At 55.1% G+C, this 26,094-nt stretch carries 18 protein-coding genes and 1 pseudogene; 7 read left to right on the forward strand and 12 right to left on the reverse strand.

The annotated features are described in order from the left end of the window. Window positions 1–89 precede the first annotated feature (89 nt). Window positions 90–839, forward strand: a complete 750-nt coding sequence (locus tag CAUR_RS17025; protein ID WP_012259082.1) for an amino acid ABC transporter ATP-binding protein — start codon at window positions 90–92, stop codon at window positions 837–839. A gap of 363 nt (window positions 840–1,202) precedes the next feature. Here CAUR_RS17025 and CAUR_RS17030 read toward each other — a convergent pair whose 3' ends face one another. Further along, complete coding sequence (locus CAUR_RS17030) at window positions 1,203–2,435, reverse strand: glycosyltransferase family 4 protein (protein WP_242604957.1); 1,233 nt, start codon at window positions 2,433–2,435, stop codon at window positions 1,203–1,205. A gap of 14 nt (window positions 2,436–2,449) precedes the next feature. Beyond that, window positions 2,450–3,025 carry a hypothetical protein gene (locus CAUR_RS17035; RefSeq protein WP_012259084.1) on the reverse strand — a complete coding sequence of 192 codons (576 nt, stop codon included), beginning with the start codon at window positions 3,023–3,025 and terminating at the stop codon, window positions 2,450–2,452. Between the two features lie 50 nt (window positions 3,026–3,075). On the opposite strand from CAUR_RS17035, the pseudogene pdxH reads away from it, so the two are divergent. The 3 genes and pseudogenes from pdxH (at window position 3,076) to CAUR_RS17050 (ending at window position 5,013) form a co-directional block, all read left to right on the forward strand. After that, window positions 3,076–3,711, forward strand: a pseudogene (gene pdxH / locus CAUR_RS17040) (pyridoxamine 5'-phosphate oxidase). A gap of 323 nt (window positions 3,712–4,034) precedes the next feature. Continuing rightward, window positions 4,035–4,451 (forward strand): bactofilin family protein, encoded by a 417-nt coding sequence (locus tag CAUR_RS17045; protein ID WP_015909388.1) that lies wholly within the window; start codon window positions 4,035–4,037, stop codon window positions 4,449–4,451. A 70-nt stretch (window positions 4,452–4,521) separates the two neighbouring features. Next, window positions 4,522–5,013, forward strand: coding sequence for an FtsB family cell division protein (locus CAUR_RS17050; RefSeq protein WP_012259086.1), 492 nt, complete (start codon window positions 4,522–4,524; stop codon window positions 5,011–5,013). A 24-nt stretch (window positions 5,014–5,037) separates the two neighbouring features. Here CAUR_RS17050 and CAUR_RS17055 read toward each other — a convergent pair whose 3' ends face one another. Next, entirely contained in the window at window positions 5,038–8,490 is a 3,453-nt protein-coding gene (locus CAUR_RS17055) for an AAA family ATPase (protein WP_012259087.1), read from the reverse strand. Window positions 8,491–8,657: 167 nt separating this feature from the next. Between CAUR_RS17055 and CAUR_RS17060 the strand changes: the two genes are divergently transcribed. The 3 genes from CAUR_RS17060 to CAUR_RS17070 all read left to right on the forward strand — a co-directional run bounded on the left by CAUR_RS17060 (window position 8,658) and on the right by CAUR_RS17070 (window position 12,546). Beyond that, entirely contained in the window at window positions 8,658–10,244 is a 1,587-nt protein-coding gene (locus CAUR_RS17060) for a pseudouridine synthase (RefSeq protein WP_012259088.1), read from the forward strand. A gap of 117 nt (window positions 10,245–10,361) precedes the next feature. Beyond that, window positions 10,362–10,850 carry a plastocyanin/azurin family copper-binding protein gene (locus tag CAUR_RS17065; RefSeq protein WP_012259089.1) on the forward strand — a complete coding sequence of 163 codons (489 nt, stop codon included), beginning with the start codon at window positions 10,362–10,364 and terminating at the stop codon, window positions 10,848–10,850. A 763-nt stretch (window positions 10,851–11,613) separates the two neighbouring features. Then, window positions 11,614–12,546 carry a sortase gene (locus CAUR_RS17070; protein ID WP_012259090.1) on the forward strand — a complete coding sequence of 311 codons (933 nt, stop codon included), beginning with the start codon at window positions 11,614–11,616 and terminating at the stop codon, window positions 12,544–12,546. Here the strand turns inward: CAUR_RS17070 and CAUR_RS17075 are convergent. The 9 genes from CAUR_RS17075 to gltB all read right to left on the reverse strand — a co-directional run bounded on the left by CAUR_RS17075 (window position 12,543) and on the right by gltB (window position 25,787). Next, window positions 12,543–12,758 carry a helix-turn-helix domain-containing protein gene (locus CAUR_RS17075; RefSeq protein WP_012259091.1) on the reverse strand — a complete coding sequence of 72 codons (216 nt, stop codon included), beginning with the start codon at window positions 12,756–12,758 and terminating at the stop codon, window positions 12,543–12,545. The two genes, CAUR_RS17070 and CAUR_RS17075, sit on opposite strands and share 4 nt — an antisense overlap. Window positions 12,759–12,803: 45 nt before the next feature. Then, window positions 12,804–13,871 (reverse strand): methyltransferase domain-containing protein, encoded by a 1,068-nt coding sequence (locus tag CAUR_RS17080; protein ID WP_012259092.1) that lies wholly within the window; start codon window positions 13,869–13,871, stop codon window positions 12,804–12,806. Between the two features lie 60 nt (window positions 13,872–13,931). After that, window positions 13,932–14,573, reverse strand: a complete 642-nt coding sequence (locus tag CAUR_RS17085) for a phosphatase PAP2 family protein (RefSeq protein WP_012259093.1) — start codon at window positions 14,571–14,573, stop codon at window positions 13,932–13,934. A gap of 11 nt (window positions 14,574–14,584) precedes the next feature. Further along, window positions 14,585–15,739 carry a glycosyltransferase family 4 protein gene (locus tag CAUR_RS17090; protein WP_012259094.1) on the reverse strand — a complete coding sequence of 385 codons (1,155 nt, stop codon included), beginning with the start codon at window positions 15,737–15,739 and terminating at the stop codon, window positions 14,585–14,587. A 2-nt stretch (window positions 15,740–15,741) separates the two neighbouring features. Beyond that, a complete protein-coding gene (locus CAUR_RS17095) occupies window positions 15,742–16,797 on the reverse strand; it encodes a lysylphosphatidylglycerol synthase transmembrane domain-containing protein (protein WP_012259095.1) in 1,056 nt (351 codons plus the stop codon). 88 nt (window positions 16,798–16,885) lie between these two features. Then, complete coding sequence (locus tag CAUR_RS17100; RefSeq protein WP_012259096.1) at window positions 16,886–17,848, reverse strand: NAD-dependent epimerase/dehydratase family protein; 963 nt, start codon at window positions 17,846–17,848, stop codon at window positions 16,886–16,888. After that, window positions 17,845–19,317: an O-antigen ligase family protein gene (locus CAUR_RS17105; protein ID WP_012259097.1), complete on the reverse strand. Its 1,473-nt coding sequence runs from the start codon at window positions 19,315–19,317 to the stop codon at window positions 17,845–17,847. Before CAUR_RS17105 ends, CAUR_RS17100 begins: the two co-directional genes overlap by 4 nt. Then, window positions 19,317–20,816, reverse strand: coding sequence for a sugar transferase (locus CAUR_RS17110; RefSeq protein ID WP_012259098.1), 1,500 nt, complete (start codon window positions 20,814–20,816; stop codon window positions 19,317–19,319). Before CAUR_RS17110 ends, CAUR_RS17105 begins: the two co-directional genes overlap by 1 nt. Before the next feature lie 369 nt (window positions 20,817–21,185). Beyond that, on the reverse strand, window positions 21,186–25,787 hold the full coding sequence (gene gltB, locus CAUR_RS17115; protein WP_012259099.1) for a glutamate synthase large subunit: 4,602 nt from the start codon (window positions 25,785–25,787) through the stop codon (window positions 21,186–21,188). Window positions 25,788–26,094 lie beyond the last annotated feature (307 nt).

Consider the following 26,094-nt stretch of genomic DNA (forward strand, 5'->3'; position numbering starts at 1 on the left):
TGATGTGCCTCGTGAGAATCGGTTAGCTGCCGTTCTGATGAGCTTTGACATACCTTTTGGATATAAACCCGGTGTGAAAGGAATATCGTATGAGTGGCAATGGGAGCAGTGAGTATATCATCATCTGCGAAAACGTTAATAAATGGTACGGTGATTTTCATGCCCTCAAAGATGTCAGCCTGCGCGTGAAACGTGGCGAAGTGGTCGTTATCTGCGGGCCGTCAGGGAGTGGCAAGAGCACCTTCATTCGGACGATTAACCGGCTTGAGGAGCATCAGGAAGGCCGGATTATCGTCGATGGCATTGAAATGACCAGCGATATTCGCAACATCGATGCCATCCGGCGTGAAGTAGGGATGGTGTTCCAGCAATTTAACCTCTTTCCGCATCTGACGGTGATGCAGAACATCACGCTGGCCCCGATTTGGGTGCGGAAAAAGACGCGCAAAGAGAGCGAAGCGAAGGCTCTCGAATTGCTCGAGCGGGTTGGGATCAAGGAGCAGGCGTACAAATATCCCGGTCAGCTCTCTGGTGGTCAGCAGCAGCGGGTTGCGATTGCCCGGGCGCTGGCAATGGAGCCACGGATCATGCTCTTTGATGAGCCGACCTCAGCCCTCGATCCTGAGATGGTGAAAGAGGTGCTCGATGTAATGAAGACGCTGGCCCGTAGTGGTATGACCATGCTGTGTGTGACGCACGAAATGGGCTTTGCGCGTGAAGTGGCTGACCGGATTGTCTTTATGGATCAGGGGCAGATTGTTGAAGAGGGTACTCCTGATCAGTTCTTCACGAATCCACGCAATGAGCGCACGAAGCTGTTCTTGAGCCAGATTTTGTGACGGTGCCGGTCGGCGACGATCAGACGGCGCATATCCTGCGCATACAAAGCAACTCGAGTGCGGAAGGCTAGCTTCCGCACTCGAGTTGCTACCTATGCTGTCAGCAGGCCATTGAGGCTGATAACAGCACGACGTTGCCTTTAACACCGTGTGGCGTAACCACATGAATAATGTGGATGGCAGCCAGTCTCCATAGACGTGCTACGTCACGCCTCACAGTAGCAACATAGAGTATACCCCTCCTCTATGTCCTCCGTGTCTCTGTGGTGACAATAAGATGGCAACCTGGTTATCCTTCCGCACTCGCTATGCATAGGAAGACGTATTGGGTCGTTGGTCTGACGATATGCAGGACAGGTTCTTCTACGCCTCTTCTTCATCATCTGCTGCGGCTTCCTGGCGCCGGGCAATGACCGCAGCGTAAATAGCTTCAATGGCGATAGCCGCCCGTTCCCACGACAGTTCAGCCACTGCACGCGCACGGGCACCGGCTGCCCGTGCGGCTGCCAGCTCCCGATTGGTGAGCGCCAGCTCCAACTGGGCAGCAAAATCGGCGGCATTACCCAGGCGGGCGTAAAAACCGTATGGCCCCAGTATTTCGCGATTGACCGGCGTATCGAAGGCAACTACCGGCAAGCCCATTGCCATGTAATTGCCGATTTTGCCATTTCCTTCGGTCAGACTCATCTTTGGCGCAACTGCTACCTCACCCAGCGCCAGATAACTGTGTAGATCGCGGTAGATAATGCGGCCCGGTAACGTGACGTGATCTGCGATCCCCAGACTGGCGGCCAGGTTACGGTAGCTCTGCGGATCAGGATGACCCATAATCAGGAAATGAAGGTCTGGGTAGACCTGACACATCTGACGGGCGACGTCGAGGAGCAGATTGGTGCCCTGATAGGGCGCGAGCAGACCGATATAGACGACGATACGCCGGTCGGGGGGGATACCAAGCTGCGCACGTAATTCGGCGCGCTGGGTTGTCCATTCCGGCGAGCCGTCAAACGGGCGAAACCGCTCGGTATCTACGCCATCGGCAATGGTGAAGAGACGATCTTCAGGGACAGAGCCGTCACGACGCAAGAGATTCGCAGCATTGTGGGTTGAGGTCATCACGGCATCAGCGGCGCGATTCAGCATGCGCTCCAAACGAGTCAGCGGGATGAACAGAGGGTTACTCCGCCGGATAAAGCCATGATCGAGCATCTCACTTGTCATACTGCCCTGATAATCGAGAATGAGTGGTCGGCGGAGCAAACGCTGGAGTGGCAACCCAATGGCCGCCGCTTCGTGGGTATGAGCGTGAATAATATCCGGGCGCATACGGAGTGCAGTCCGCAAGGCACGCCATCCCAAACCGATGTCGAGATAGAGTTTGTGCCGCGATGAACCAACAACGGCCCGCTTGATCCATGGCACATCCCACGACCGATAGATCGTAATACCCGGAATATCATCACCGTTGTGGTAGGTAACCAGAACGATGCGGTGACCACGACGTTGGAGCGCACGAATCTCTTCCAGAATGCGGACGTGGTTGCCGTAGTCGGAGAAGAAGCTCGTCGAGGCAATCATCAAAATGTTGTATGGCATAGCAGTACATGGCATTAGCCACCCGCAGCAGCAGACGACACGTCGCTACTGCTACGCTGCACGACGAGGTACAACGGTGGCCCGGCTGACGGTTGGGCGCCGGCAAGAATGGCTTCATAATGGAGATCGGGATCAGGTAAGCCGAGTTGCGCAATCCATTCGTCAGGCATCGTATCAGGATCGAAAGTCAGGTAAACGACGCCTCGTTCCCCGTAGAAGGTCGTTTCAACCGCCTCGAAGCGCTCTTCACAGACGGTTGCCCCTTCGTACAGGCCACGCGCCCAGCTTACCCCATTTCCCCCCACCTCAATCCAGACACTCCGTGTTTGCAGATGTCTGGCCAGTGCCTGCGCAAGCGTGCGGTCGGCAAAGTAGCGCGGGTCTTCCCAAATTGCCACCCAACCCTGCGCTGATGGCGCAATGAAGAAGTGGCGCGTGGGTTTATCAGGTATCATAATAATACCGCTCACATCGTGCGGTGCGCGCTGCGTGGCACTAAAACCCTGTTCGATCAGAAGGATGAGCAGGGTTTCCGCTACTACAGCATGATCTGGATGAGCAACATAAATGGCTGCGCTATTGTTCATCATCTGCGCTATTGTACGTCAGTCGTTGTTCCTGTGCAAATGGAGTGTCTGCTATGAATCTTGCTGAACTGCGGAAAGAATATACCCAGCGCGGTTTGTCTGAAGCAGAGGCCGATCCCGATCCGATGGTGCAGTTTACGCGCTGGCTACGTGAAGCTGCTGACGCGGGATTAATCGAACCGAATGCCATGGCGTTGGCGACCATTGATCCTGATGGTCGGCCTTCGGTGCGTATGGTCTTGCTGAAAGGAATTGATGAGCGCGGTTTTGTCTTTTTTACCAACTATGAAAGCCGGAAGGGACAGGCACTGGCTGCTCATCCGATGGCAGCTCTGGTATTCTACTGGCCGGAACTGGAACGGCAGGTGCGGATTTAAGGCTCTGTCGAAAGGGTGGCCGATGAGGAGGCAGATGCCTACTATGCCAGCCGGCCACGCGATAGCCGGATCGGAGCCTGGGCATCACCCCAGAGCCAACCGATAGCCCATCGTTCTGAATTGGAGCAGCGCGTAGCCGAATTCGCTGCTCGCTTTGCCGATCAGGAACCGCCACGACCGCCCTTTTGGGGCGGGTATCGGGTCATCCCCGACCGGATTGAATTCTGGCAGGGGCGGCCATCGCGTTTGCACGACCGGCTCCTGTATACGCGCACCGAACATGGCTGGCACCGTGAGCGGCTCGCGCCATAGAAAAACCACGCACAGGATGCGTGAAAGCATCGTTCAGATGTATCTGTGACGAGTGGTTTTCGGATATGCTTTACGACCGTTGGTTGTGGGGCCGGCGGGTCGTATGTGTCAACACCTGCTGTCGCAGGCAAACTGTAACGTCTACACGTGCCTCTTGCACAATGGTATAGATGATTTTATAGATAACTGCTGTACGTTGCTCTCACTGCCGGTATCGTTTATAATGACGGCAACGATTTCCCGGTTTATCGGGGTGTCTTCCGGCCTCGCCCGCATATAGTGATACAGACAGGTGGCCGGTTATGTGGAGGAGGATCGCACGCATGTTTGGTACAAACCGCAAACCCGCCCAGCCGCCGACAGTTGTGAATGGACGGCCAGAGACGGTGATCGGTGCCAACACACGTTTCGTCGGCACCTTGAATGCCGAGGGAAATGTTCGCATCGATGGCGCTGTGGAAGGCGATATTGAGGTGGTTGGTAATCTGATCATCGGTGAGACGGGGCGGGTGATTGCGACCATAAAAGCGCGTAATGTTCACGTGTCAGGTGCAGTGAAGGGGCAGATTACTGCTCTTGAGCAGTTGGAAATCTCACCCACGGGTAAAGTATGGGGTGATATTACCACGGCTGCGCTGCATATCGAACCGGGTGGTCTCTTCCGTGGCCAAAGCTCGATGACCACCAACATTGACGAACCGCTGCTGCTTGAACCACCGCGCTCGACTACCGAGTCGTGATCGCTTTGATTATAAGTACTGCTAGCTTGCACAGCAGGTTTTGTGCTCTGTCGTGCAAGCGTATACCCTTATGCGCCGTTATCGCTCATCGCCAAAGCAATCGTTCACCTTTACCACATTGCGCCGGAACTGGGCGATGGTGCGTGGACGCTTCCGTCGTTGGCTGACGACGACTTTCCCCGGTGGTGGACGTACTCTCACGTCGCTGACGATCATGGCGATATTGCTGGTCATGATCGGCAGTATTTCGGTTAACCTGGTGAACCAGCTTCTGATTGCGCGTCATCTCGAGCAGGAGCTGGCTACAGCGCAGGTTGAGATCGAGGCATTGCAGGCGACAACGCAAGCTTTAGCGGCGCAGCTCGAATACGAGCGATCCGATGCAGCAACTGAAGCCTGGGCGCGTGATTTAGGGTTGGCACGTGATGGCGATATTATTGTGGTACCGGAGCGCGTGCCAACCTTGTCTCTTCCCCCCACACCCACCATTCCGCCGACACCAGAACCGACACCCCAACCGCTTCCGAACTGGCAACGCTGGTGGCAGGCTTTTTTTCCGTAAAAGACGGGTCATACGCACTGCCGCTTAATCCGCACTATCTGTCTCGGGGTCTTGCTCCATTGCAATGGCCATTTTTTCAAGCTCATTTAACAACACGATCTCAAGAATACCGATTTGTGAACTATTGGCGATGGCAATGGCTTGCCAGATAAGCCGACGTGCTGTACGCATGTCGTTGCGTTTTGCGTGCAGCAGAGCCTGGGTGCGTAATCCCAGCACCTGACCATAACGGTCGCCAATCGCACGGGCAACGTAGAGGGCGTGCGGTAATTGCTCTTCTACCATCTCATACTGGCTACTGAACAGCGTTACATGACATAATCCAATCAGGGCACGGTTCTCAACAATCCAGTCATTAGCAGCGCGTGCCAGTTTGATGGCTTGTTGGAATCTACTCGTTGCGCGCTGGAATGCACCAAGCTCAAATTGAATCCAGCCCTCCAGTTCATAACTTTGGGCAATGATAATGTCGGGGAGTATCAGATCGTTTAGCGGTTGTGGTGTTGATACCTGCCGGGGTACCAGTGCACATAATCGATTGACCCGACGGAGTATCTCCAGAGCCTGGTTCGATTGCCCCTTGAGTGCCAGGTGTTGCGCATTGATCAGCCAGATGCAGGCCTGTAACAGGCGACTAAAGCCGGCGTGGTGGTGTCCCTGGCGTACCGTAGCCTGCGCATATGTCATCTGTTCATCAATCAGGTGGAACTGCCCACTGACAAGGACGTGATGGAGGTACAGTACTGCGGCCAGTGCCTGCATCGCCGGCTGTGCCTGCTCGTTGAACAATTGTTGGATCAGGCGAAAATCTTCTTCCTGGTAAAGATGATTGCCGATGCGATCATTAAGCAGCATGCGTAACCCGATCAGGTCGATTCGCCGACCGATAGGACCGGCCAGGCCTGCCCCTTGTTCAATGTAACGAAGTGCGCTGTGGAACAGCGAACGCCGGGCACAGATCAACGCTGCCTGCCAGCAATGCTCGACAGCCACAGGCCACAACTCGGCGCGTATGCTGTGGTCGATGACAACGTCGTACACTGCCAGTGGTGCATCCTGTCCGGCTAATTCCTGTTGATATGTGGACTGGTACCAGTTGCTAATCGCCTGATGGAGATGCCTTCGTTGCGCAAAGAGGAGACTTGTGTATGCCGCTTCGTGAGCAATACCATAGATAAACCGGTATACTGGCTCTGGTTCAGCCATTTCCATCTCGATCAATTGATCGCGCAGCAACGCTTCAATATCTTCGCGCAGTTCACTCTCGGTAATGTGGGCCGGGTGAATATGGAGTAACAAGCGCAAGGGAAAGCTGCGCCCAATCACGGCTGCGGCTTTGAAGGTAAGACGGGTGCGCTCCTCCATACGATCTATGTGCGCCTGCACAATGCCCAATGCCGAACTAGAGAGTTGCATCGGTGGTAATGGCCTCAAGAGTCGGGCGGTATCATTCTCAATAGCGATCAGTTCTTTTTGCAGCAGGAGGCGCACGTATTCTTTGATAAACAACGGCTGACCGGCAGCGTATCGTTCAAGATAGTGGAGCAGGCGATGATCAACATCTTTTACCCCAATGAGTTGCTGGATAAGCATTGCCCGTTCGTAAACAGGCAATCGATCCAAAACGTGGTGTGTGGTGAAGGGGTATTGTCGTATATGGCTCGTGAACGATGCCAGATGTTCGGGCGCTGGTCGATAAGAGATAACGACCAGCAGGGGAAGTTGAGGTAACAGGGCATCAATAACATCCTGAGTCAGTATCAACGAGGCGGTATCAGCCCAATGGATGTCTTCGAGTACGATTAAGAGCGGTTCGTGCTTTAAACGACTAATCAGCAACTCCACTATCAGTGGGCTTATGTCGGTTGATTTTGTTGTGTAGTCAAAGCCATCAATCTTAAACAGATGGGCTAGTGCTGCAATATGTTGTGGCCGGGCCGAAGAGAACGTGGTTGCGATGTGGTGTAAACGTGCCTGACGTACCTGCATCGGTGCACTGTCATCAATATCACATAGTTCGCTAAGAATGTTACGCCACAGATGCAGGGGCTGTTCTTGCATGCCACTTCGACATTCGCCTCGGAAACCCTGGTAGCCGTACTCAATCCATCTGGCACTCAGATGGTGTATCAGGCTTGATTTACCGATGCCGGCTTCACCCTCGATCAATAATACCTGACCCTCTTGCCGGGCGACATCCAGGATGTGATCGATCATCTGGCGCTCTTGGGTGCGCCCAATCAGCTCGGTGTAGGCGGGTAGCGAGGCCTGGAGTGACGAAAATGGACGTTCGTCGGTGAAGGCATGTTTTGCCAACACAACTGCCGCCGGGATACTGCGACTATAGCCCTTTACATTCCGCTGTTGTGGCGGCGATGTGCGATACCGACCAAGGGTGTCTTGTCGTACACGCCCAGAAATGACAATGTCACCGGGTTGCGCCTGTTCCATTAAGAGCGCGGCCAGGTTCATGTCTTCACCCTGTGCGGTATACACCCGTCGCAAACGGCTTCCCACCTCTCCCACGAAGACTGAGCCGACGGTGATACCTGCCTTGCGAATGATGCCTCGGTCGCGCAACTCTACTGCACATCCCACAGCCCGGCTGGTGTCGTCTCCGTGAGCAACTGGTGCCCCAAACAGAAAGACCATCACTGCGCCTTTATTACCGACTTCAATTTCGTTGAGCCAACCCCCCCACCGCATGGCAATTGCTTGTGCCTGCATTACCAGGGGTTGTAACGCTGTTGGGTCTTCAGGCAGATCAAAAGCCGCAAATACCGGTACGCACCGGCGATATTCGGCTACCAGGGTGTTTAAACGGAGACGACGGGCAAAGCTGGGGGGCAGGAAATGTTCCCACGTCAGGATGGGTGTTTCAGGTGGCGGCTGGTAATCACAGAACCGGGTTGGCCGGAACGCCGGTAATAAGAGCTGTACCTCCCCTGGTTTGGCTTGTTGTTCCGCGAGACTGGCTGCGTCAATTGGTGCACCGATCAGCACCGGGTGGATGCCTTGATTGGGAATCCCAACCAGTAACAGGTGGACGATCCCAACGCTTACACCAACTCGAATTTCAAGGGTAAAGGGTCCGTTCGGGGTCACGATTGGATTGAGGGCAGCAATTGCATTATGCAGGGCATGACCACAGTGAATCGCCATTGCAGGATCGGTCATGCCCGGCCACCAGGCTGTTAACGCATCACCGGCTATGTGGATAACATCACCGCCGTTAGCAACGATAGTGGCAATCATGACCTCAAAATAGCTGGTTAAGATACCATGCAGACGCTCAGCGCCATCAGGCAGAGTGGAGAATGTTGCTGTCAGGCGGGTGAATCCACTCAGATCGGTGTAGAGAATCGTGCCCTGGTAGGTCTGTATCTGACCTGCGCGTAGCAGACCGGCGCTAAGCTGGTCACGAAGTGTAGCGGGTACATAAGCGCGAAATAGTTGGCTCGATGTCTGCTGTTCCATTGTTCGGGGAGATAAATAATTATCGCCTGTCTTTATTGTACCCTAAATCAGGCTGTAAAAATCGGTATGGTATACTGTCAAACGATGATAAACAGTATTTCTTACACAAGGCGAAGACATAAGTCTTCAGGTAGATGGGTGTTGTTTAAGATACAGAAAGGCTGTCTGTGAGCCCTGAACGTCTACAAAAAGTATTGGCCAGCGCTGGTATCGCATCCCGACGTGACTGCGAAGCCCTGATTGCTGCCGGGCGCGTGATGGTGAATGGTCGGGTCGTTGTTGTACCGGGAACACGTGTTGACCTCGATCACGATGAAGTGTTGGTGGATGGTCAACCGTTACAGATGCCGACCAAACGTACCTATATTATGCTGCATAAACCGGCAGGCGTCGTTTCAACCGCAGAAGATACGCATGGTCGTCCAACAGTGCTCGATCTGGTGAATGTACCGGCACGGGTGTTTCCGGTTGGGCGCCTTGATATGGATAGCGAAGGTCTAATTCTCCTCACCGATGACGGCGAGCTGGCCTACGCACTGACACATCCCAGCTTTGAAGTTGAAAAAGAGTACCGGGTGCTGCTTGATCGAGCACTGACTCCGGAAGCGCTGCGTAGCTGGCGTAACGGGGTTTTGCTCGATGGCGAAATGACTGCACCAGCCTGGGTTGAGCTGATTGGCACTGCTCCAGAAGGCGTATGGGTACGGATCGTCCTCCGTGAGGGGCGGAAGCGCCAGATTCGAGCGGTTGCGAAGCTGCTTGGATATGAGGTGCGTCGATTGATCCGCGTGCGTGAAGGTGATCTGGTGCTCGGTGATTTGCCACCACGGGCCTGGCGGCATCTGACTGATGAAGAGGTGGCTGCATTACGTACTCACATTGCGAAACGTCGCCCCCCGGTAGAGCGATCGCCAGGAGTGGCTCCATCATCGGTACGTAATCGTGATGACGAGCGACCATCCTATCGCACGCCTGATATTCGATCACGTGGGGATCGTGATGACCGAGGGCGGGAGTTCGAGCGGGAGCCGCGGGCGCGGCGCGATAGCGGCGAGCGGGGATGGGAGTTTGAGCGAGAACCACGGGCACGGCGCGATAGCGGCGAGCGGGGGCGAGAGTTTGAGCGAGAACCACGGGCACGGCGCGATAGCGGCGAGCGGGGACGGGAGTTTGAGCGAGAACCACGGGCACGGCGCGATAGCGGCGAGCGGGGGCGGGAGTTTGAGCGAGAACCACGGGCACGGCGCGATAGCGGCGAGCGGGGGCGGGAGTTTGAGCGAGAACCACGGGCACGGCGCGATAGCGGCGAGCGGGGGCGAGAGTTTGAGCGAGAACCACGGGCACGGCGCGATAGCGGCGAGCGGGGGCGGGAGTTTGAGCGAGAACCACGGGCGCGGCGCGATAGCGGCGAGCGGGGGCGGGAGTTTGAGCGAGAACCACGGGCACGGCGCGATAGCGGCGAGCGGGGGCGGGAGTTTGAGCGAGAACCACGGGCGCGGCGTGATGCCGGCGAGCGGGGGCGGGAGTTTGAGCGGGAACCACAGGCGCGGCGTGATGCCGGCGAGCGGGGGCGGGAGTTTGAGCGGGAACCACGGGCACGCAGCGAAGAACGCTCTCGTTCGACGCCGTCTCGTAGTGGGCCAAAAAGTAAACCACCATCTGCACGATCATCGCAACAGCCGCGCTCTACCGGAGGGGAACATCAGCGGCGTAACGAACGTGCACGCCGTAACAAAGAGAAAGATCAGGAATAACTTCAATGCTTACAAACTCTGAAAGAGCGGTGCTGATCAGCTTGACAATGGTTAAGATAGTGGTATAAATGTTGACGTGTATACTTGTGATAGATGCCACAAGGAAGGAAGCAACCGATGAAGATTACATTGCGCATGATGGTCCTGGCCGTATTAACGGCGATGGCAATGGTGCTGGCTGCCTGCGGTGGTGGCGGGAGTAGCGGTGGCTCTACCGGTGGTGGTTCCGGTAGCGGGCCGGTAACGATTGAAATCGGCTCAAAGGGTGAAGAGCTTGCCTTTGACAAAACAGAGTTGACAGTTTCTGCCGGTCAAACTGTAACCATTCGCTTCAAGAATAACTCGGCTGTTCAGCAGCACAACTGGATTCTGGTCAAGGGTGGTGAGGCCGAGGCTGCCAACATTGCTAACGCCGGTCTGAGCGCCGGCCCGGCGGCCAACTATTTGCCGGCTGACAAGAGCAACATCATTGCCGAGTCGCCGCTGGCTAACGGTAACGAGACGGTAGAGGTCACCTTCACTGCCCCAGCCGCCGGTACGTACCTCTACATTTGTACGGTGCCCGGTCACTACCCACTGATGCAGGGTAAGCTGGTCGTTAACTAAAAATACAGTTTCGCTGAAACGCCGGAATCCAGGGCACGACTATATGCCCTGGATTTCTATTGTTGGCGAATTCAAACGGAACACTATACAATCCTTAATATCTCACTCTTCAACCTTCACGCCGTTCTTCTGATACCAACTTTGCTCAACAATATTCGTCGTTCAGGTGTGCCAACGGCAAGTCGGTGAGTTGTCGTCGGGATGCAATAGGGTCACGGCACGCATCTGGATACGGGCGTTGGAAAACGCCGTCTGGGGGAGTTGTCGCCGGCATGGCAGTAGGGGCACGGCATGCCGTGCCCCTACCGGCGTCAGCCGCATACAATGACGTGCTAAATGGGATATTGTGTACGCTCCGTATAAACGTGTTGCATGGTTTAGCGTGCAGCAGCCAAACTGCTACAACCGCCGTGCTCATCCACACCATCCTGTCGGCTATGCTCGCCTGCCTGCCACCGGCAGATTGTATTATCCAGTCAAGCCAGGCTAAATTTTACATAAAATGATCTTTCTTCCTCTCTCCTCTCTCCTCTCTCCTCTCTCCTCTCTCCTCTCTCCTCTCTTCTACCTTCTACCTTCTACCTTCTATCTCCTATCTTCTATCTTCTATCTTCTATCTCCTATTTTCTATCTCCTACCTCCTAATCCCCCAAATCCATCCTCACAACCCACATCCCGCCTCAGCGATCATACGTATATCAATCAGAACACATAGGGACGTGATATACTGAACACAAGAGTTGTGATATGAGGGTTAGCCATCATGTTTCATCGCCTCCCGTTTCTAAGCCAACGGATTGGTAACTTTGTAAGCTGGCGTCGTATTCCGCCACCACGCCGGAAGCTCTGGCTGCTTGGCACGGTCTTGATGCTGGTTGGTGCCGGCTTGCTAATCTATGTTTTATTCACCACACTACAAATAGAATATTATCGATGGGCGGCGCGCGGTGACTCGCCGCTACCTGCGCCACAGTTGACCACCAGTGGCTTTCGTCCGGCTGATGCACGCCCGTTGCCGCTCCTGGCTGATGATACCGTTGCTGTCCCTGCACCAACTGCCGTCGGTGGCATGATTAATTCGACGACTGTTACGAATGGTGTTCAGGCGATAGTGCCACGTTCAACCGGTGCCTTTGCCGGTGTGGACAGTGGCTTGCTGATTTCTGAGCCACCTGCACCGGTGCAAACCGATTGGGTGGCGACGGTTGAACGGCTGGTTATTCCGAAGATTAACGTTGACTCGAAAGTTATCGAGGTGGGCTGGGAGACGATTGAGGAAAATGGTCAGTTGATTTCGGTCTGGCAGGTTGCCGAATTCGCTGTGGGTCAACATCGCGGCTCGGCCAATCCCGGTGATGGCGACAACATTGTACTGGCGGGTCACGTTGGCGGCTATGGTCGGGTTTTCAAAGACCTCTTTTATCTCCAACCCGGTGATGAAGTGATTGTGTACAGTCGTGGCCAGCCTTACCGCTACATCGTTCACGAGCGTATTATCGTTGATGAAGAGGGAGTACCCGCCGAGCAGCGGCTGGCAAATGCACGCTACATTGCTCCCACCGGGTATGAAGTGGTGACGATGGTAACGTGTTGGCCGCCAAGTGGGCCGGACAAGTTCAAGCAGCGGGTGATTATACGGGCATTACCGGTAACACCAGACGATGATGATACAACCACTCCTGGCAGCCGTCCCTAATCGTGGTGTGCTTCGTTGATTTGAGTCGTCTCAAGCATCTGCAGAATACTGGCTCCGCGGATGAAAACCCGGCGTAGTCCGGCAGGGCGGCTGGCGGCCAGTTGTCCGCTGCTGATCAGGCGCTTGACTGTGCTCAGGCTCACACCGAGCAGACGGGCAACCTCTTCGCGCGAATAGACAGCATCAGGGTTGATTCCTTCGCGGCGCGCCATAAGACATTCCTTTGCAGGTAATAACTCTTTGGAAGAGTGTGCGTTTTAGGGCTTTTGCGCAATGATCGTCAAACTACCACCGACGTGTCGATAGTATTGATCCATCCAATCCTGTGGTGGCACGAGGGTGGTGTCAGGCAATTGCTGTAAACGACTCCTGAGGATCCGTATGGTTCGCCATAAGGTAGGCGTGCGTTTGCGCCGCAACATGGCAATCTGATCAGCCGTAAGTAATGATAACCAGTGATTTGCTGCCCATTGCTGCATGTCTTCGATAGAGGTACCGTAGAGTTCGTGATTGAATAAGGCCAGTTCTTGCAATCCTGCATGCCGCAGTGCATGACGGTAGTCGTCAAGTTTAGGTCGCGATTCGTGAATGTTGTAAGCGGTTTCCTGAGCAATATTTGGTGCATCTTGCTCGGGTGTGACGTGATCGGCGATACAGGGTTCGTGAATGGCAATCAGCTTACCACCCCTGCGCAAAACACGCGCTGCTTCGCTCAGTAGGGTTGCCAAACAGCTTGAGTGATGGAGAGCGGCGGAAGCGAAGACAATATCAAAACTCTCATCGGCAAGCGGTAGTCTCTGGCTGCTGGCAATCAGAAGATCGTATTGCACATTTGCGTGTTGCATAAGTGCAAGTGATCGTCCCAGTCCAATTTGATCATCATCATTGATCTCAACCGCTACTGCGTGACAACCACGTATCGCAAATTGTTTCGCTGCCCAGCCCCTGCCCGCACCAATGTCAACAACCATGGCACCAGGGCGAGGTCGTACAATATTGAGCACGATGTCGAACGCACGTGCGATGTCAATCCAGGGCGGAATTGGTACATACGGCAAGCGAAAATCGATATCAATCCCTGTCTGATCGTAGCAACCGGCATCTTTTGCCATCTGCACCCAGCCGGCTGCTTCTGCTGCAAGCTGCTTCCATTCCTCATTTTCGACATACAGGTATGCGATACCCTTCGTTATCGCATACGTACGCCGGCACTGAGTACAGAGCAACTGACCTTGTTCAACCCAGTCACCGACTGTTGCCTCCGATAGGGACAACTGTGATCGACACTGCGGACATCGAAGGTAGTGTAGTAATTTCAGAAGCATCTTGATGCTCGTAAATGGAAGAGAGATAAGGCTTCTATTACTGGGAACTGGTCAAAATTCCTAGATCAACCCAAACAACCGATACACTCCCAGCACACACAATACCGCCAGGCTTATCCCGGCAATGACCTGCATCAGGGTGTGATTACGGGTGCGCAGACGTGCCCACCCCAACACGACGGCGGCGATCCAGCAGATGCCACCCAGCGCGGGTAGATAGATGCTGGCCAGGGTTGCGCATGAGCCAATACTGGCGGAATGAATGCTGATTTTCCAGAACAGGTTGATGAAAAATGAGATCAGGTTCATGACCGCCACCGACACCAGCATGGCGAGTAGTGGCAATGGCGCATTGAGCAGCCAGAGTAGCAGTGTGCCAATGGTGACATTCAGCATCCCAAACAGGTAAAGCTCATTGCGCTGACTTCGGATAGAGATGTCGTCATCACTGTATGCGCCCTGGTGGAGGCGAATGTTAAAGAAGATCGTGGGTGGGACAACATGGATAAGCGCACAGAACAGTGCCCACCACAATCCCTGTGTGCGGTTTTCACTACCGAGCACGCCGACGATGAAGATGCTGACGATGCCAAGCGGTACCGGATGCAGTATCTGTGAAATACGACGGGCAATTGCATATCCGCGACCCGGTAATGCCCCTCGACTCAGTGCTTCGGCAGTTAGATCATTCGGTGGCATCATCTTCACAACCCTCAGCGAGCCGTAGTTGTAGCTACAAGCTCACGATACATAGCGACAAGCTCCTGACCGGCCCGTTCCCAGCGAAATGCGGCTGCCTGCTGTGGGCCGGCTATCCGCAGCGAAGCCGGATTGCTCAGTGCGGTACGAATGCCGTCAGCAATATCCTCTGGCTCTAGCGGATCAACGAATATCGCGGCTGTTCCGGCTACTTCCGGCAGGCTGGATACCTTTGTGGTTACTACCGGTGTACCACAGGCGAGTGCTTCGAGTACCGGAAAGCCAAACCCTTCGTATAACGACGGGTAGACGAAGGCTTCAGCTAGATTATACAATGCCGGCAAATCTTCGTCGGCAACAAAATCCAGAAAATGAACCCGTTCACTCAGGTGATACTGTTCAACCGCCGCGAAGATGTCATCGTATAACCAACCTTTTCGTCCGGCCAGCAGCAGGTGTAGATCAGGGTACTCGTTCTGCAGTAACGCAAAGGCTTGCAGCAGTCGAACCAGATTCTTGCGCGGTTCAAGGGTGCCAACGAAGAGCAAAAATCGCGCAGGCAGGTGAAGTCGTTCACGCACTCTCACGACTGCATCGCCGGTCAGCGGTCGAAACCGCTCATCAACCGCCGGGTAGAGCAGCCGAACCCGCTGCCTGGGGATGCCGTAGAGGCGACCGAGATCACCGGCAGTTGCCTTTGAGTCAACGATGATCAGGTTGGCGCGTTGTAATGAACGTGGTACAGCCGTACTCAAATAGCGACGGAGGTTCGGTTCGGCACAGGCCGGCTCAACCAAAAAGGTCAGGTCGTGGATTGTGAGCAATGTGCGCGCTTTCGTTGGGGGTAGAACGAAATCGGGAGCATGCACAATATCCAATGGGCCAACAAACCACTCAATCCGTAGCGGCAAGCGCAGCCGCTGCCAGAGGATCGTGAGCAGACGAGGGCTGATTGGCAGTGGTCGTAGGGTGATATTGCGATAGGTGGCGGCCAGGTTGTGGGCATAGCGGGCAAAAGGACTTTGTGCGTCCAGGCCACCGGCAGCGTAGAAGAGTTGAAAATCGAGGTCAGGGCCGGCCTGCGCAGCAGCCCGTATCAGCTCGCGCGTGTAACGGCCAATACCGGCACCCTGCCAGATTCCTGCTGTGTAATCAACACCGATGCGCATAGTTATTTTCGCCGACTGAACAGGTAGAGAATGAAGCCAAACACAACGATGCTCCAGAAATTGATCAGTCGGTCAAGCAATGTCACTGCGCTCCCCAGGCTGCTCGCAATCCCGAAAAAGGTCAGGACAACGGTGATGGTTCCTTCAACAACCCCAAGACCTGCTGGTGTCACCGGCAATGCGGTCAGTAACGATGATGCCAGGGCTACGAAGATAATGGCAGCCAGCGTTAAGTTGAGACCCGTATGGCTAAGTGACTGGATCACGAACCACAGCCGAAACCCTTCGAGCAACCAGATCGAACCGGTAAGGAGAAATAACCGTGGCAAAATCACCGGCGTAAACGATCTCAACGCTGATTGTTCAAAATTGCCGTAGACGCGATGCAGACGGTTGGGAATGAACCAGCGGATTTGCGGGCCAAGCCAGCGCATACCGATTAATCCGCTGATGATGATGACGACCAGCAAGCCGCCGAAACCAAAGACAATTTGAGTGCCTTCTGGCATCTGGGCACCAAATGTAAGATACCCTGAGAGCACCAGTAAGCCGAACAGACCGATCATGTCGAGGAGACGTTCGGCAAAAATCGTACCAAACGTTGCCGAGAACGAGACATTCCCATTATGCTTGAGCAAATACCCGCGATACGCATCACCGAGTTTGGCCGGCACGATGCAGTTGGCAAACCACGAGAGGTAGATATATTCAATCAGCGCCGGAAATGATGCCCACGAGTTCTGCCCTGCCTGTACCGGCACTCCGGCATTGATCAGGAGCATGCGCCAGCGGAAAGCACGGAGCGGGAAGGTTAAATAAAAGACAATGAGTCCAGCAACGAGCAACCACGGATCGGCTGACCGCATATATTGCCATGTCGTTGCCAGATCGATATCGAGACCACGCACTACAAAGACAATGATCGCTATTGCAAGCCCAAACGAGATCAGCGTGCGGGGCTGGCGCAATCGTTGACCGAGTGAAAATGTGCCACGCTCATCGCTGGGGATGTCTTCTTTATCAACTGATGAATTGACCGGTATTTGCTGATCGCTCATAACCTGATATACCTTCCCGCCCCTGGCAGTTGATCTGTATGACTTCTGATCTTATCGTACCCGGCAGATAGCGTATACGCAACCTGTGTTAATGTTGCGGCTGATGTTCGTCACAATACCATGCCCAGAAGCGGGCAAGTCCTTCTTCAATGGCCACACGCGGTGCGAAATCGAGCAATTGACCGGCTTTGGTTGTGTCTGCATAGGTGATCGGTGGCTCTGTGGCCGGCAATGGCTTGATCTCGATCTGGGCCGGGTAGCCGGTAATCTGTTCCAGGAGGTTGACAAAGCGACGCAGCTCGACCGGTTGCGAATGACCAAGATTGAAGATTTCGTAGGGATGCGGTCGATCAAGGGCGTTAATCACCCCGCTGACAATATCATCGATATAGGTGTAATCGCGGAACAGATTTTCGCCACCGTTGAAGAGGGTAATCGGCTGGCCACGCACCATTCGTTCCACAAACAGGTATGGTGTCATATCGGGCCGTCCACGTGGGCCGTAGACGGTAAAGAAGCGCACCACACTGGTGGGAATGCCGTACAGGCTGTGAAAAGTATATGCCAGAACTTCAGCCGCTTTTTTGGTTGCTGCATAAGGTGATAACGGTCGGTCAGTGTTATCATCTTCGCGGAATGGCACCCGGTTTGTTTTTCCGTATACCGATGAGGTAGATGCCAGTACCAGATTTTCTACTTCGCTACGCCGGGCGTAATCGAGAATTACCAGACTCCCACCAACATTGACGGCTTCATAGAGCTGCGGATTGGCAATCGATGGGCGTGGGCCGGGCATCGCAGCCAGGTGGGCAACGAAACGTGGACGGTAGCGAGTGAAAATGTGTGCTACCGTGTCGGGATCACGAATATCACCCTCTATCAATGTAAACCCCGGCTGTTGCATCGCCTGCGCGAGGTTGCGCCGTTTACGATCTGGACTGTAATAATCGACAAAATTGTCAAAACCGATTACCTGTTCACCCCGTGCCAGCAGACGATCCACCAGATGACTTCCAATAAAACCGGCTGCACCGGTAACAAGATAGGTCATAACTCCTCTTTGCGCTCGGCGTCAATGGTTGCCAGCATGGCAATAATGACGCCAAATTGAACACCCATGTTCAAGACGTGCAGATTTTCAAATAGATTGTGTCCGTTCAGCGCCCCTGCTACACCGATACCACCGAGCGTTATGCCACGGATCATCCAGGTTTGTGCCTGACGTAACGCTCTGATGGCAGAATACCAGATGCTGCCGAGAAAAACCAGATATGCACTTGCTCCGATGAGACCACTCTCCGCAGTGATGTGCAGGTAGTAGTTGTGCGCATGACCACGAGAATCATACCATGGCTTGATCCAGGTGGGGCTTTGCCCACTGTAGACCAGTCGTTCGTAGGCGATGCTAAAATTACCAGGACCGACGCCGAGAAGTGGTCGCTCCTGCACCATATGCCACGCTGCCTGAAGATGCGCCATCCGCTCCACAACCGCAAAGTTTTCAGGGGTGATCTCAACGTTGCGGGTGTCGAACGGGCGCAGGCTGGCGATGATGGAAACCACCCGATTGCTCAGCGCAGTTGGCAACAGCCCACTGTTGATCAGCAAAAGACCACTCAAACCAACAAGGAGTGCGGCCATCCCAACACGGATCAGCATGGCGCGCCCGTACCGCCCGCCAAAGGCAATGCCCATTGCTAATGCGCCGATCAATGCGCCAATCCATCCGCCACGGGAGAAGCTTGCCAGCAGACCTCCCAGCAGGCTGCCGGTCGCTACCAGCAGGATGCTGAACAGCATCCAGAACCGAATGTGGTACTGACGGGTTTCTACAAGTGCTATCAGCATCCCAACGGCAAGTGGCCAGGACTGATTTAGATAGCCGGCAAAGGAATTCGGTTGTCCAATCGTGCCGTATGCCCGCACCCGCCCACCGCCAATCGCAAAGCTCTCAGGACCGAAGCCATTGACGAATTGCGTCACGCCAATCAGTGCAGTGATGGCCGGAGCCACCAGTAAACACGTGACTAATACGGTTCGACGCCATGCAGCACGCAACCGATCCTGCAATACCCACACGGTAGCGACATAAATGAGTAGTACCGTTCCCCAGCGGAGGGTCTCTTTTAAGCCTTCAGTGCGACTCAGTGGGGTTGCCGCAGCAGCGAGGGCAAGACACCAGACCAGGACAGCGAGCGAGAGGCCGGGTGCTGTCAGCTTTGGCCAGGGTTGATGAATACGCCCTATGAGACTCAGCGCGACCAGGACGAAACAAGCCTGGGTTAGACTCAAGCCACCGGGTAAGATAACCAGTTGCTGAAACGGTACCGAAAGCACGGCCAGCGCGACCGGCCAGACTGGATCGCAGAGGGTTAGTCCCAGCGCAGCGAGGCCGATCAACCAGCTCACTGCTACCAGAGGTGGGGTGAACCCCAGGATACACCCGGTGACGGCTGCACCAATCAGCCACATCCACAGGCGATGTTCACGGTAGATGGTGATGAGGGCAGGAAATTGCATTACCACGCACCACGACCGGATAATACTGCCGGAATAACCATCATCAAGATGCGGAGATCAAGGCTCAATGACCAGTTTTCGGCATAGTAAATATCAAGCCGAACCTGCTCATCAAATGAGATCTCGCTCCGCCCAAGGGCCTGGGGTAGACAGGCCAGTCCTGGAAGTACTTCTAACCGGCGTCGATGCCATGGTTCATAACGCTCTACCTCTTCTGGTAACGCTGGTCGTGGCCCGATCAGACTCATATCACCGCGTAGCACATTGAACAATTGCGGCAGCTCATCGAGGCTGGTGCGCCGCAACCAGCGCCCGACTCGTGTCACCCGTGGATCGGCGCGCATCTTAAACAGGGGGCCATCTGCTTCGTTGTGGGCCAGTAGCTCCTGGCGACGCTGTTCGGCATCTGGTACCATCGTGCGGAATTTGTAGCAGGTAAACAGATGACCATGCTTGCCCACCCGTTGCTGGCGAAAAATGATCGGACGCCCTGAGTCGAGCCAGATCAATCCCGCAATGATGATGGCAAGCGGCAGCGTCAGTGGCAGACTAAGCAGAACCATCGTCAAATCAAAGATGCGTTTCAGGGCAAGATTCAGACCGTGGAGTTGAATCTCTTTCGGTTGGAGGAGTGGAACACCACTCAAATGCATAATATCAACCCGGTCAAAACTGAGTTGATAAATGTCGGGTGCAATCTGATACTCGATGCCCAGGGCCTGACAACGAGCGGCCAGTTCCGGGAGACGGTCATATTCCCAAAAGGGGAGAGCAATAATGACGTGTTGAATCCGGTGTTGTTCAACAACGTCTTCAAAATCATCAAGATTGCCGAGGTGTTGAAAGACGCGGGCCCGGTTGCCGGTAATGATTGGCTCGTTACTCAGGTAGCCGACCAGGGTATAGCCAACACCTGGCGAAGCCGTGAGCGATTGCATTACCAGTTGGCCCAGGCCGGTACCTCCAACCACCAGCACACGCTCACGGCCGAGACCGCGTGTCCAGAACCAGTGGCGAATGCCGATAAGCAGAAGACGCCAGCTAAGCAGAAGAGCGATAATGGTGACAACAGCAAAGGCAAAAATCAGTCGTGAGTAGAAAAATGGCCGGTACAGAAAGACCACCACCATCAGGAGTGCAATCATTGTGATCACACTTCCGGTAATGGCAGCGGCTTCGTCCATCATGGTTATTCGGCGACTGGGCCGATAAAATCCACGCCCGATAAACCGCAAGCCTAACAAGACTTGCAACATGATAACAATTGGCAGGAAGGCGCTAAAAGGTACCAGATTTTCTGTGGCAACTTCAGCCACAATCCGATCAAAGGGTGGTGGCCAGCTTACCTGATAGCGCAGCAGATATGCCAGCGCAAATCCGCTGAAGATGAGCACCTGATCAATAAGAAACAATCCGACACTCATCCAGCGTCGTTGATACTGAATGCGCTGGCGAGTGGCGGATGATGAACTGTCAGATACTGGCGGGTATTCAATCATGCGAACATCCGGCTGTCTGCTTGCGTAAGCTGACAACGGTGTACCTGCGTCAATGCAACAATTTACGACGAGGTAACGTCCTGATGATAAGCAGAGGCGTCTCCCGGTTGCTCTGAATAACCGGCAATGGATTGGCGATGTTCGACATAGAGCATGATGCCCGGTGAAGCTGCGATCAGAAGCATGAGTGCAATCAGGCTTATCCAGAGCATACGCAACGTTTCCCCTTGTACAAATCGATATGCATGCAATCATCACTGCGCATCATGACGCAGCGCCTTATCTTACCACAACCTGATCACTGTGTAAGCTGATAAAAAGATGATAGACGGGACTGTTTTCGTCCCGTCTATCAGTATTTGTATACTCCTACGCTGCACGGGCAGCGGTTGGCTCTTCTGTCCCTTCCGCAGCGGCTTCGATCTGAGCTACGGCATCGCGCGGCCTGACGGTCAGGAAGACAGTGCGATAATAGTCCCAACGGGCCAGAATCTCACTCCCTCGTGGACTCTTTGTCAATGCAACATGGCGGCGAATGAGATCGCGCAGCCGCTTTTCATCTCGCTCGCTGAGGGGACGTAGCTCAACCAGTTGCGGATTGTAGCGTTGCGCAAACGTTCCGGCTTCGTCAAGAACATACGCAACACCGCCGGTCATTCCGGCCCCGAAATTACGCCCGGTTGGCCCGAGAACGACAACCACCCCACCGGTCATATACTCGCACCCGTGGTCGCCAACCCCCTCGACGACGGCTGTTGCGCCGGAATTTCGCACCGCAAAGCGCTCACCGACACGACCGGCTGCGTAGAGTTCACCGCCGGTAGCACCGTACAGGATGGTGTTTCCGGCAATGACATTCTCGTGCCAGACATATTGGGCCTGCGGTGATGGCGCAATGGTGATGAGACCACCGGCCATTCCTTTCCCTACATAGTCGTTGGCATCGCCGATGAGGTGGAGGGTGACGCCGGGCGCATTGAACGCACCAAAGCTCTGGCCGGCGTGGCCATGGAAGGTGATGGTGATGGTGTCCGGTGGTAAACCTTTATCACCGTACAGTTGCCCAATCGTCCCCGACAGGCGAGCGCCAACCGAGCGATCACAGTTGTTGATCTGATAATGCAGGCGCACAGGACCGTCAGCGGCGAGTGCCTTGGCGGCATCAGCCATGATGCGGTCATTCAGGCTCTCTTCAGCAGGAAGGGCATTGGGTTTACCGCCATGGCGAATCGGCCCTTGCCCGACGAGTGTTGCCGCGCCGAGCACCGGTGTCATATCGAGCAGATCGGCTGTTTCGAGGCCAGTATGACGCTGGCGCAACAGGTCGGTGCGACCAACAGCCTCTTCAATCGAGCGCAGGCCGAGACTCGCCAGAATTTCGCGTACTTCCTGGGCCAGGTAGCGGAAGAAGGCCATCACCATTTCTGGCTTGCCAGGGAATTTTGCCCGCAGATCGCTACGTTGGGTGGCAATACCGACCGGACAGGTGTTGTTATGACAGGCTCGTGCCATAATACACCCTTCGGCGACCAGGGCAGCCGTGCCGAACGAGAACTCATCAGCACCGAGTAAGGCTGCCATGACCACGTCCCGGCCTGTCTTTAGCCCACCATCAGCGCGGAGGCGTACTCGCTCCCGTAGGCCGTTGAGAATGAGTGTCTGTTGGGTTTCGGCTAAGCCCAATTCCCACGGCACACCGGCATTCTTGATACTGCTCAGTGGCGACGCACCGGTTCCACCGGCATGACCACTAATCAGAATGATGTCAGCATATCCCTTCGCCACTCCGGCGGCGATGGTACCCACCCCGGCTGTTGCCACGAGCTTTACGGAAACCCGTGCATTCGGGTTCACCTGCTTGAGGTCGTAGATCAACTGGGCCAGGTCTTCAATGCTGTAAATATCGTGGTGTGGCGGCGGACTGATTAGTGCTACACCGGGCACCGTATGGCGAATCCGGGCAATCTCCTCGTTCACCTTGTGGCCGGGCAACTGACCGCCTTCGCCAGGCTTGGCTCCCTGGGCCATCTTGATTTGCAATTCACTGGCGCTGGCCAGGTAGGCAGGGGTCACGCCGAAACGGCCTGATGCCACCTGCTTGATGCGGGAATTGCGTTCGTCGTGGTAACGTTCCGGCGCTTCACCACCTTCACCGCTATTCGCCATTGCCCCCAGCCGATTCATGGCGATTGACAGAGTTTCATGGGCTTCGGAGCTGGTTGAGCCGTGGCTCATCGCCGCAGTCGAAAACCGCTTGACAATCGACTCAATCGGTTCGACTTCATCAATCGGAACGGGCGGCCCAGCCGGTACGAACTCCAGCAGATCGCGCGGTTCAACCGGCGGTCGGTTATTGACCAGATCGGCATAAGCCCGGTAGGTGGCGTAGCCTTCGCTGCTGAGTGATGGCCCGGTGCTATCACCGTTGAGAGCGTGCGGGTTGCGTACAGCTTTGTGCAGGGCATGTACCACTGTCGGGCTGAAAGCGTGATATTCACCGTCCTTCTTGAATTTGTAGAAACCGGGATGCGGCAGGGTTACGCGACCGGTCTGGAAGGCACGGGCATGGCGAGCAGCCAGATCGCGGGCAATCCGGCTAAACGAAAGCCCACCCACGCGCGAAGGTGTACCGGTAAAACAGCGCTCGACTACTTCGTTGGCTAATCCAACCGCCTCAAAAATCTGGGCACCACAGTAACTGTCGAGGGTCGAAATACCCATCTTCGACATAATCTTCAGCAGACCCTTTTCCAGGGCATGGATGTAGTGGTGCTCAGCCTCATCGGCGAGCGTGAACGCTCGTGGATCACTCGCATCCCGCTCGACCCCGTGTTCGGCGCGCTGGCGCACGGCATCACGCTCAAGCGCAATACGGCGAACACTGACCAGGGCCAGATATGGGTTGATCGCCTCAGCGCCATAACCGATCAATGCCGCCATGTGGTGGACTTCACGGGCTTCCCCGGTTTCCACCAGCAGACTGACCCGCGAGCGCAAGCCGGTGCGGATGAGGTGATGGTGGACGGCGCCGGTTGCCAGCAGGATGGGCAGGGCAGCATGGTCAGCATCAACGCCACGATCACTGAGAATAACAATTGCCGCCCCTTGCTCAACCGCAGTTGCTGCTTCGGCGCAGATCCTGTCGAGTGTCTGCAACAGCCTCTCAGCCGAGATGTGATTGGCCGGGAAGAGTAAACTGATCGTCACCGAACTGAGCAATGGATCAGGGTGAGTGCGAATTGCCTGCAACTGGGCATCGGTCAGGATGGGCGACGTCAGTTGGAGCAGATGGGCGTGTTCTGGTGTTTCCAGCAGGATCGAGCGGCGGCGACCGATGCCTACGCTCAACGACATTACCAGCTCTTCGCGGAGCGGATCAATAGGTGGGTTGGTGACCTCGGCAAAGCGCTGCTTGAAGAAGTGGAAGAGTGGACGACCTAATTCCCATTGCGAGAGTGGTGGAATTGGCGTATCGTCTCCCATCGATCCAACCGGTTCGTGCCCGGTCATGCCCATTGGTTTGAGAATGACATTCAGCTCTTCCGATGTATAGCCGAACGCCATCTGAAGTGGTTGCCAATCAGTTTCCGTGTCAGCAGGCAGAGAGGGTAAGTTCGCCGGAAGATAACACAAATGCTGGTTGAGCCATTCAGCGTAGGGCCGGCGTGCGGCTAAAAGCGCCTTTACCTCGCTGTTGGTGTAAATCTGACCCTGAGCGGTATCAACAGCCAGCATCTGGCCGGGGCCGAGTTTGCCCTTACAGACGATGCGGGTTTCAGCAATCGGTACCGCACCAACTTCCGATCCCGACACGACCAGGCCATCATCAGTCACGATATAACGTGCCGGACGCAGACCGTTGCGGTCGAGGGCAGTCCCGACAATGGTGCCGTCAGAGAACGCCAGGGCTGCCGGGCCGTCCCAGGGTTCCATCAGACAGGAGTGGTACTGATAAAACGCTCGCAGGGCAGGATCGATGTCGGGTATCTTTTCCCAGGCTTCCGGCACCAGCATTGCTGCCGCGTGGCGAATATCGCGTCCGGCCATCACCAGCAGCTCCAGCGTATTATCGAGCATTGCCGAGTCAGAACCGCTCTCATCAATAACCGGGAGCAGATCACGCATCGGTGGAGCGCCACCGGGTAGAAAGTCGTCTGGAAGCGTAATCGCCTGTTCGCGGGCGCGCATCCAGTTCACATTACCCTGCAACGTATTAATTTCACCGTTGTGCGACAGCATGCGGAACGGCTGCGCCCGTTCCCAGGTTGGGAAGGTATTGGTGCTGTAACGCTGGTGGTAGACAGCGATAGCTGTGGTGAAGTCAGGATCACGCAGATCGAGATAAAAATCGGCCAGGTGTGAACCTAACAGCAAGCCCTTGTAGACGACGGTGCGCGACGAAAACGAGGGCACGTAAGCCGGTAAACCGGCATCGCGGAAGCTCCGCTCCATCGTCTTGCGGGCCAGGAACAGAGTACGCTCGAATGTCCGGTCGTCCATACCCTGCGGACGACCAACGATCACCTGGCGAATAGCCGGCATCGCGCGCCGTGCCCGCTCTCCCAGCACGTCGGGATCAACCGGTACCTCACGCCAGCACAGCAATGGTAACCGGTGGGTCGTCAGAGCTGCTTCAACCAGCGTGCAAGCCCTCGCATACTGATCGGGATCGGTAGGTAGAAAAAGCATTGCCAGCGCGAGATCGGTATCGGCTATCGCAATACCCTTAGCCGCCAGTTCCCGGCGTAACAGCCGGCGAGGGATCTGGGTGAGCACTCCGGCGCCATCGCCGGTACGTGCATCATCGGCTACGGCACCGCGATGCTCAAGGCGGCCCAGGGCCGTCAGGGCCAGATCAAGAATATCGTGGCTATCCCGACCATTAACACGAGCGACAAAACCGATCCCGCATGCATCGTGCTCAAAGCGCGGATCATACAGTCGGGCAGGGTCTCGCGCGGGAAGATACATTGCTCGTTCCTTGCTGCTACAAATATAACGGATACCAGATAATGTAAAGATAACAAAAACGCGCTCACCACTCCTCTCCAGCGAGGTAAGGGTCGAGCGCGCTCTCGTTCTTTAAATCAGTAAAGTATTATGCATCTACCGTACTGCGACGGCGATCCGAAATGGCTACAAAGCCAATCTTAATTATTTTGATAAACTATGATGATAAAATAAGGAAGTGTTCTCAACAAATCACACTGCTTCTTTGAGTGTGAGTGTTGTACCACCCGGTACGATTATACGTCGCTGTTATTGTGGATTATTACCA

Source organism: Chloroflexus aurantiacus J-10-fl (genome assembly GCF_000018865.1).
In the GTDB taxonomy this organism is placed as follows: Bacteria; Chloroflexota; Chloroflexia; order Chloroflexales; family Chloroflexaceae; genus Chloroflexus; species Chloroflexus aurantiacus.

What these genes read in the sequence shown, in the direction of transcription:
- CAUR_RS17100 (WP_012259096.1), bottom strand. Translation starts at nt 17,848, where the DNA reads ATGACCTATCTTGTTACCGGTGCAGCCGGTTTTATTGGAAGTCATCTG.
- CAUR_RS17035 (WP_012259084.1), bottom strand. Translation starts at nt 3,025, where the DNA reads ATGATGAACAATAGCGCAGCCATTTATGTTGCTCATCCAGATCATGCT.
- CAUR_RS17080 (WP_012259092.1), bottom strand. Translation starts at nt 13,871, where the DNA reads ATGCTTCTGAAATTACTACACTACCTTCGATGTCCGCAGTGTCGATCA.
- CAUR_RS17045 (WP_015909388.1), top strand. Translation starts at nt 4,035, where the DNA reads ATGTTTGGTACAAACCGCAAACCCGCCCAGCCGCCGACAGTTGTGAAT.
- gltB (WP_012259099.1), bottom strand. Translation starts at nt 25,787, where the DNA reads ATGTATCTTCCCGCGCGAGACCCTGCCCGACTGTATGATCCGCGCTTT.
- CAUR_RS17095 (WP_012259095.1), bottom strand. Translation starts at nt 16,797, where the DNA reads ATGAGCGATCAGCAAATACCGGTCAATTCATCAGTTGATAAAGAAGAC.
- CAUR_RS17030 (WP_242604957.1), bottom strand. Translation starts at nt 2,435, where the DNA reads ATGCCATACAACATTTTGATGATTGCCTCGACGAGCTTCTTCTCCGAC.
- CAUR_RS17105 (WP_012259097.1), bottom strand. Translation starts at nt 19,317, where the DNA reads ATGCAATTTCCTGCCCTCATCACCATCTACCGTGAACATCGCCTGTGG.
- CAUR_RS17075 (WP_012259091.1), bottom strand. Translation starts at nt 12,758, where the DNA reads ATGGCGCGCCGCGAAGGAATCAACCCTGATGCTGTCTATTCGCGCGAA.
- CAUR_RS17055 (WP_012259087.1), bottom strand. Translation starts at nt 8,490, where the DNA reads ATGGAACAGCAGACATCGAGCCAACTATTTCGCGCTTATGTACCCGCT.
- CAUR_RS17050 (WP_012259086.1), top strand. Translation starts at nt 4,522, where the DNA reads ATGCGCCGTTATCGCTCATCGCCAAAGCAATCGTTCACCTTTACCACA.
- CAUR_RS17110 (WP_012259098.1), bottom strand. Translation starts at nt 20,816, where the DNA reads ATGATTGAATACCCGCCAGTATCTGACAGTTCATCATCCGCCACTCGC.
- CAUR_RS17085 (WP_012259093.1), bottom strand. Translation starts at nt 14,573, where the DNA reads ATGATGCCACCGAATGATCTAACTGCCGAAGCACTGAGTCGAGGGGCA.
- CAUR_RS17065 (WP_012259089.1), top strand. Translation starts at nt 10,362, where the DNA reads ATGAAGATTACATTGCGCATGATGGTCCTGGCCGTATTAACGGCGATG.
- CAUR_RS17070 (WP_012259090.1), top strand. Translation starts at nt 11,614, where the DNA reads ATGTTTCATCGCCTCCCGTTTCTAAGCCAACGGATTGGTAACTTTGTA.
- CAUR_RS17025 (WP_012259082.1), top strand. Translation starts at nt 90, where the DNA reads ATGAGTGGCAATGGGAGCAGTGAGTATATCATCATCTGCGAAAACGTT.
- CAUR_RS17090 (WP_012259094.1), bottom strand. Translation starts at nt 15,739, where the DNA reads ATGCGCATCGGTGTTGATTACACAGCAGGAATCTGGCAGGGTGCCGGT.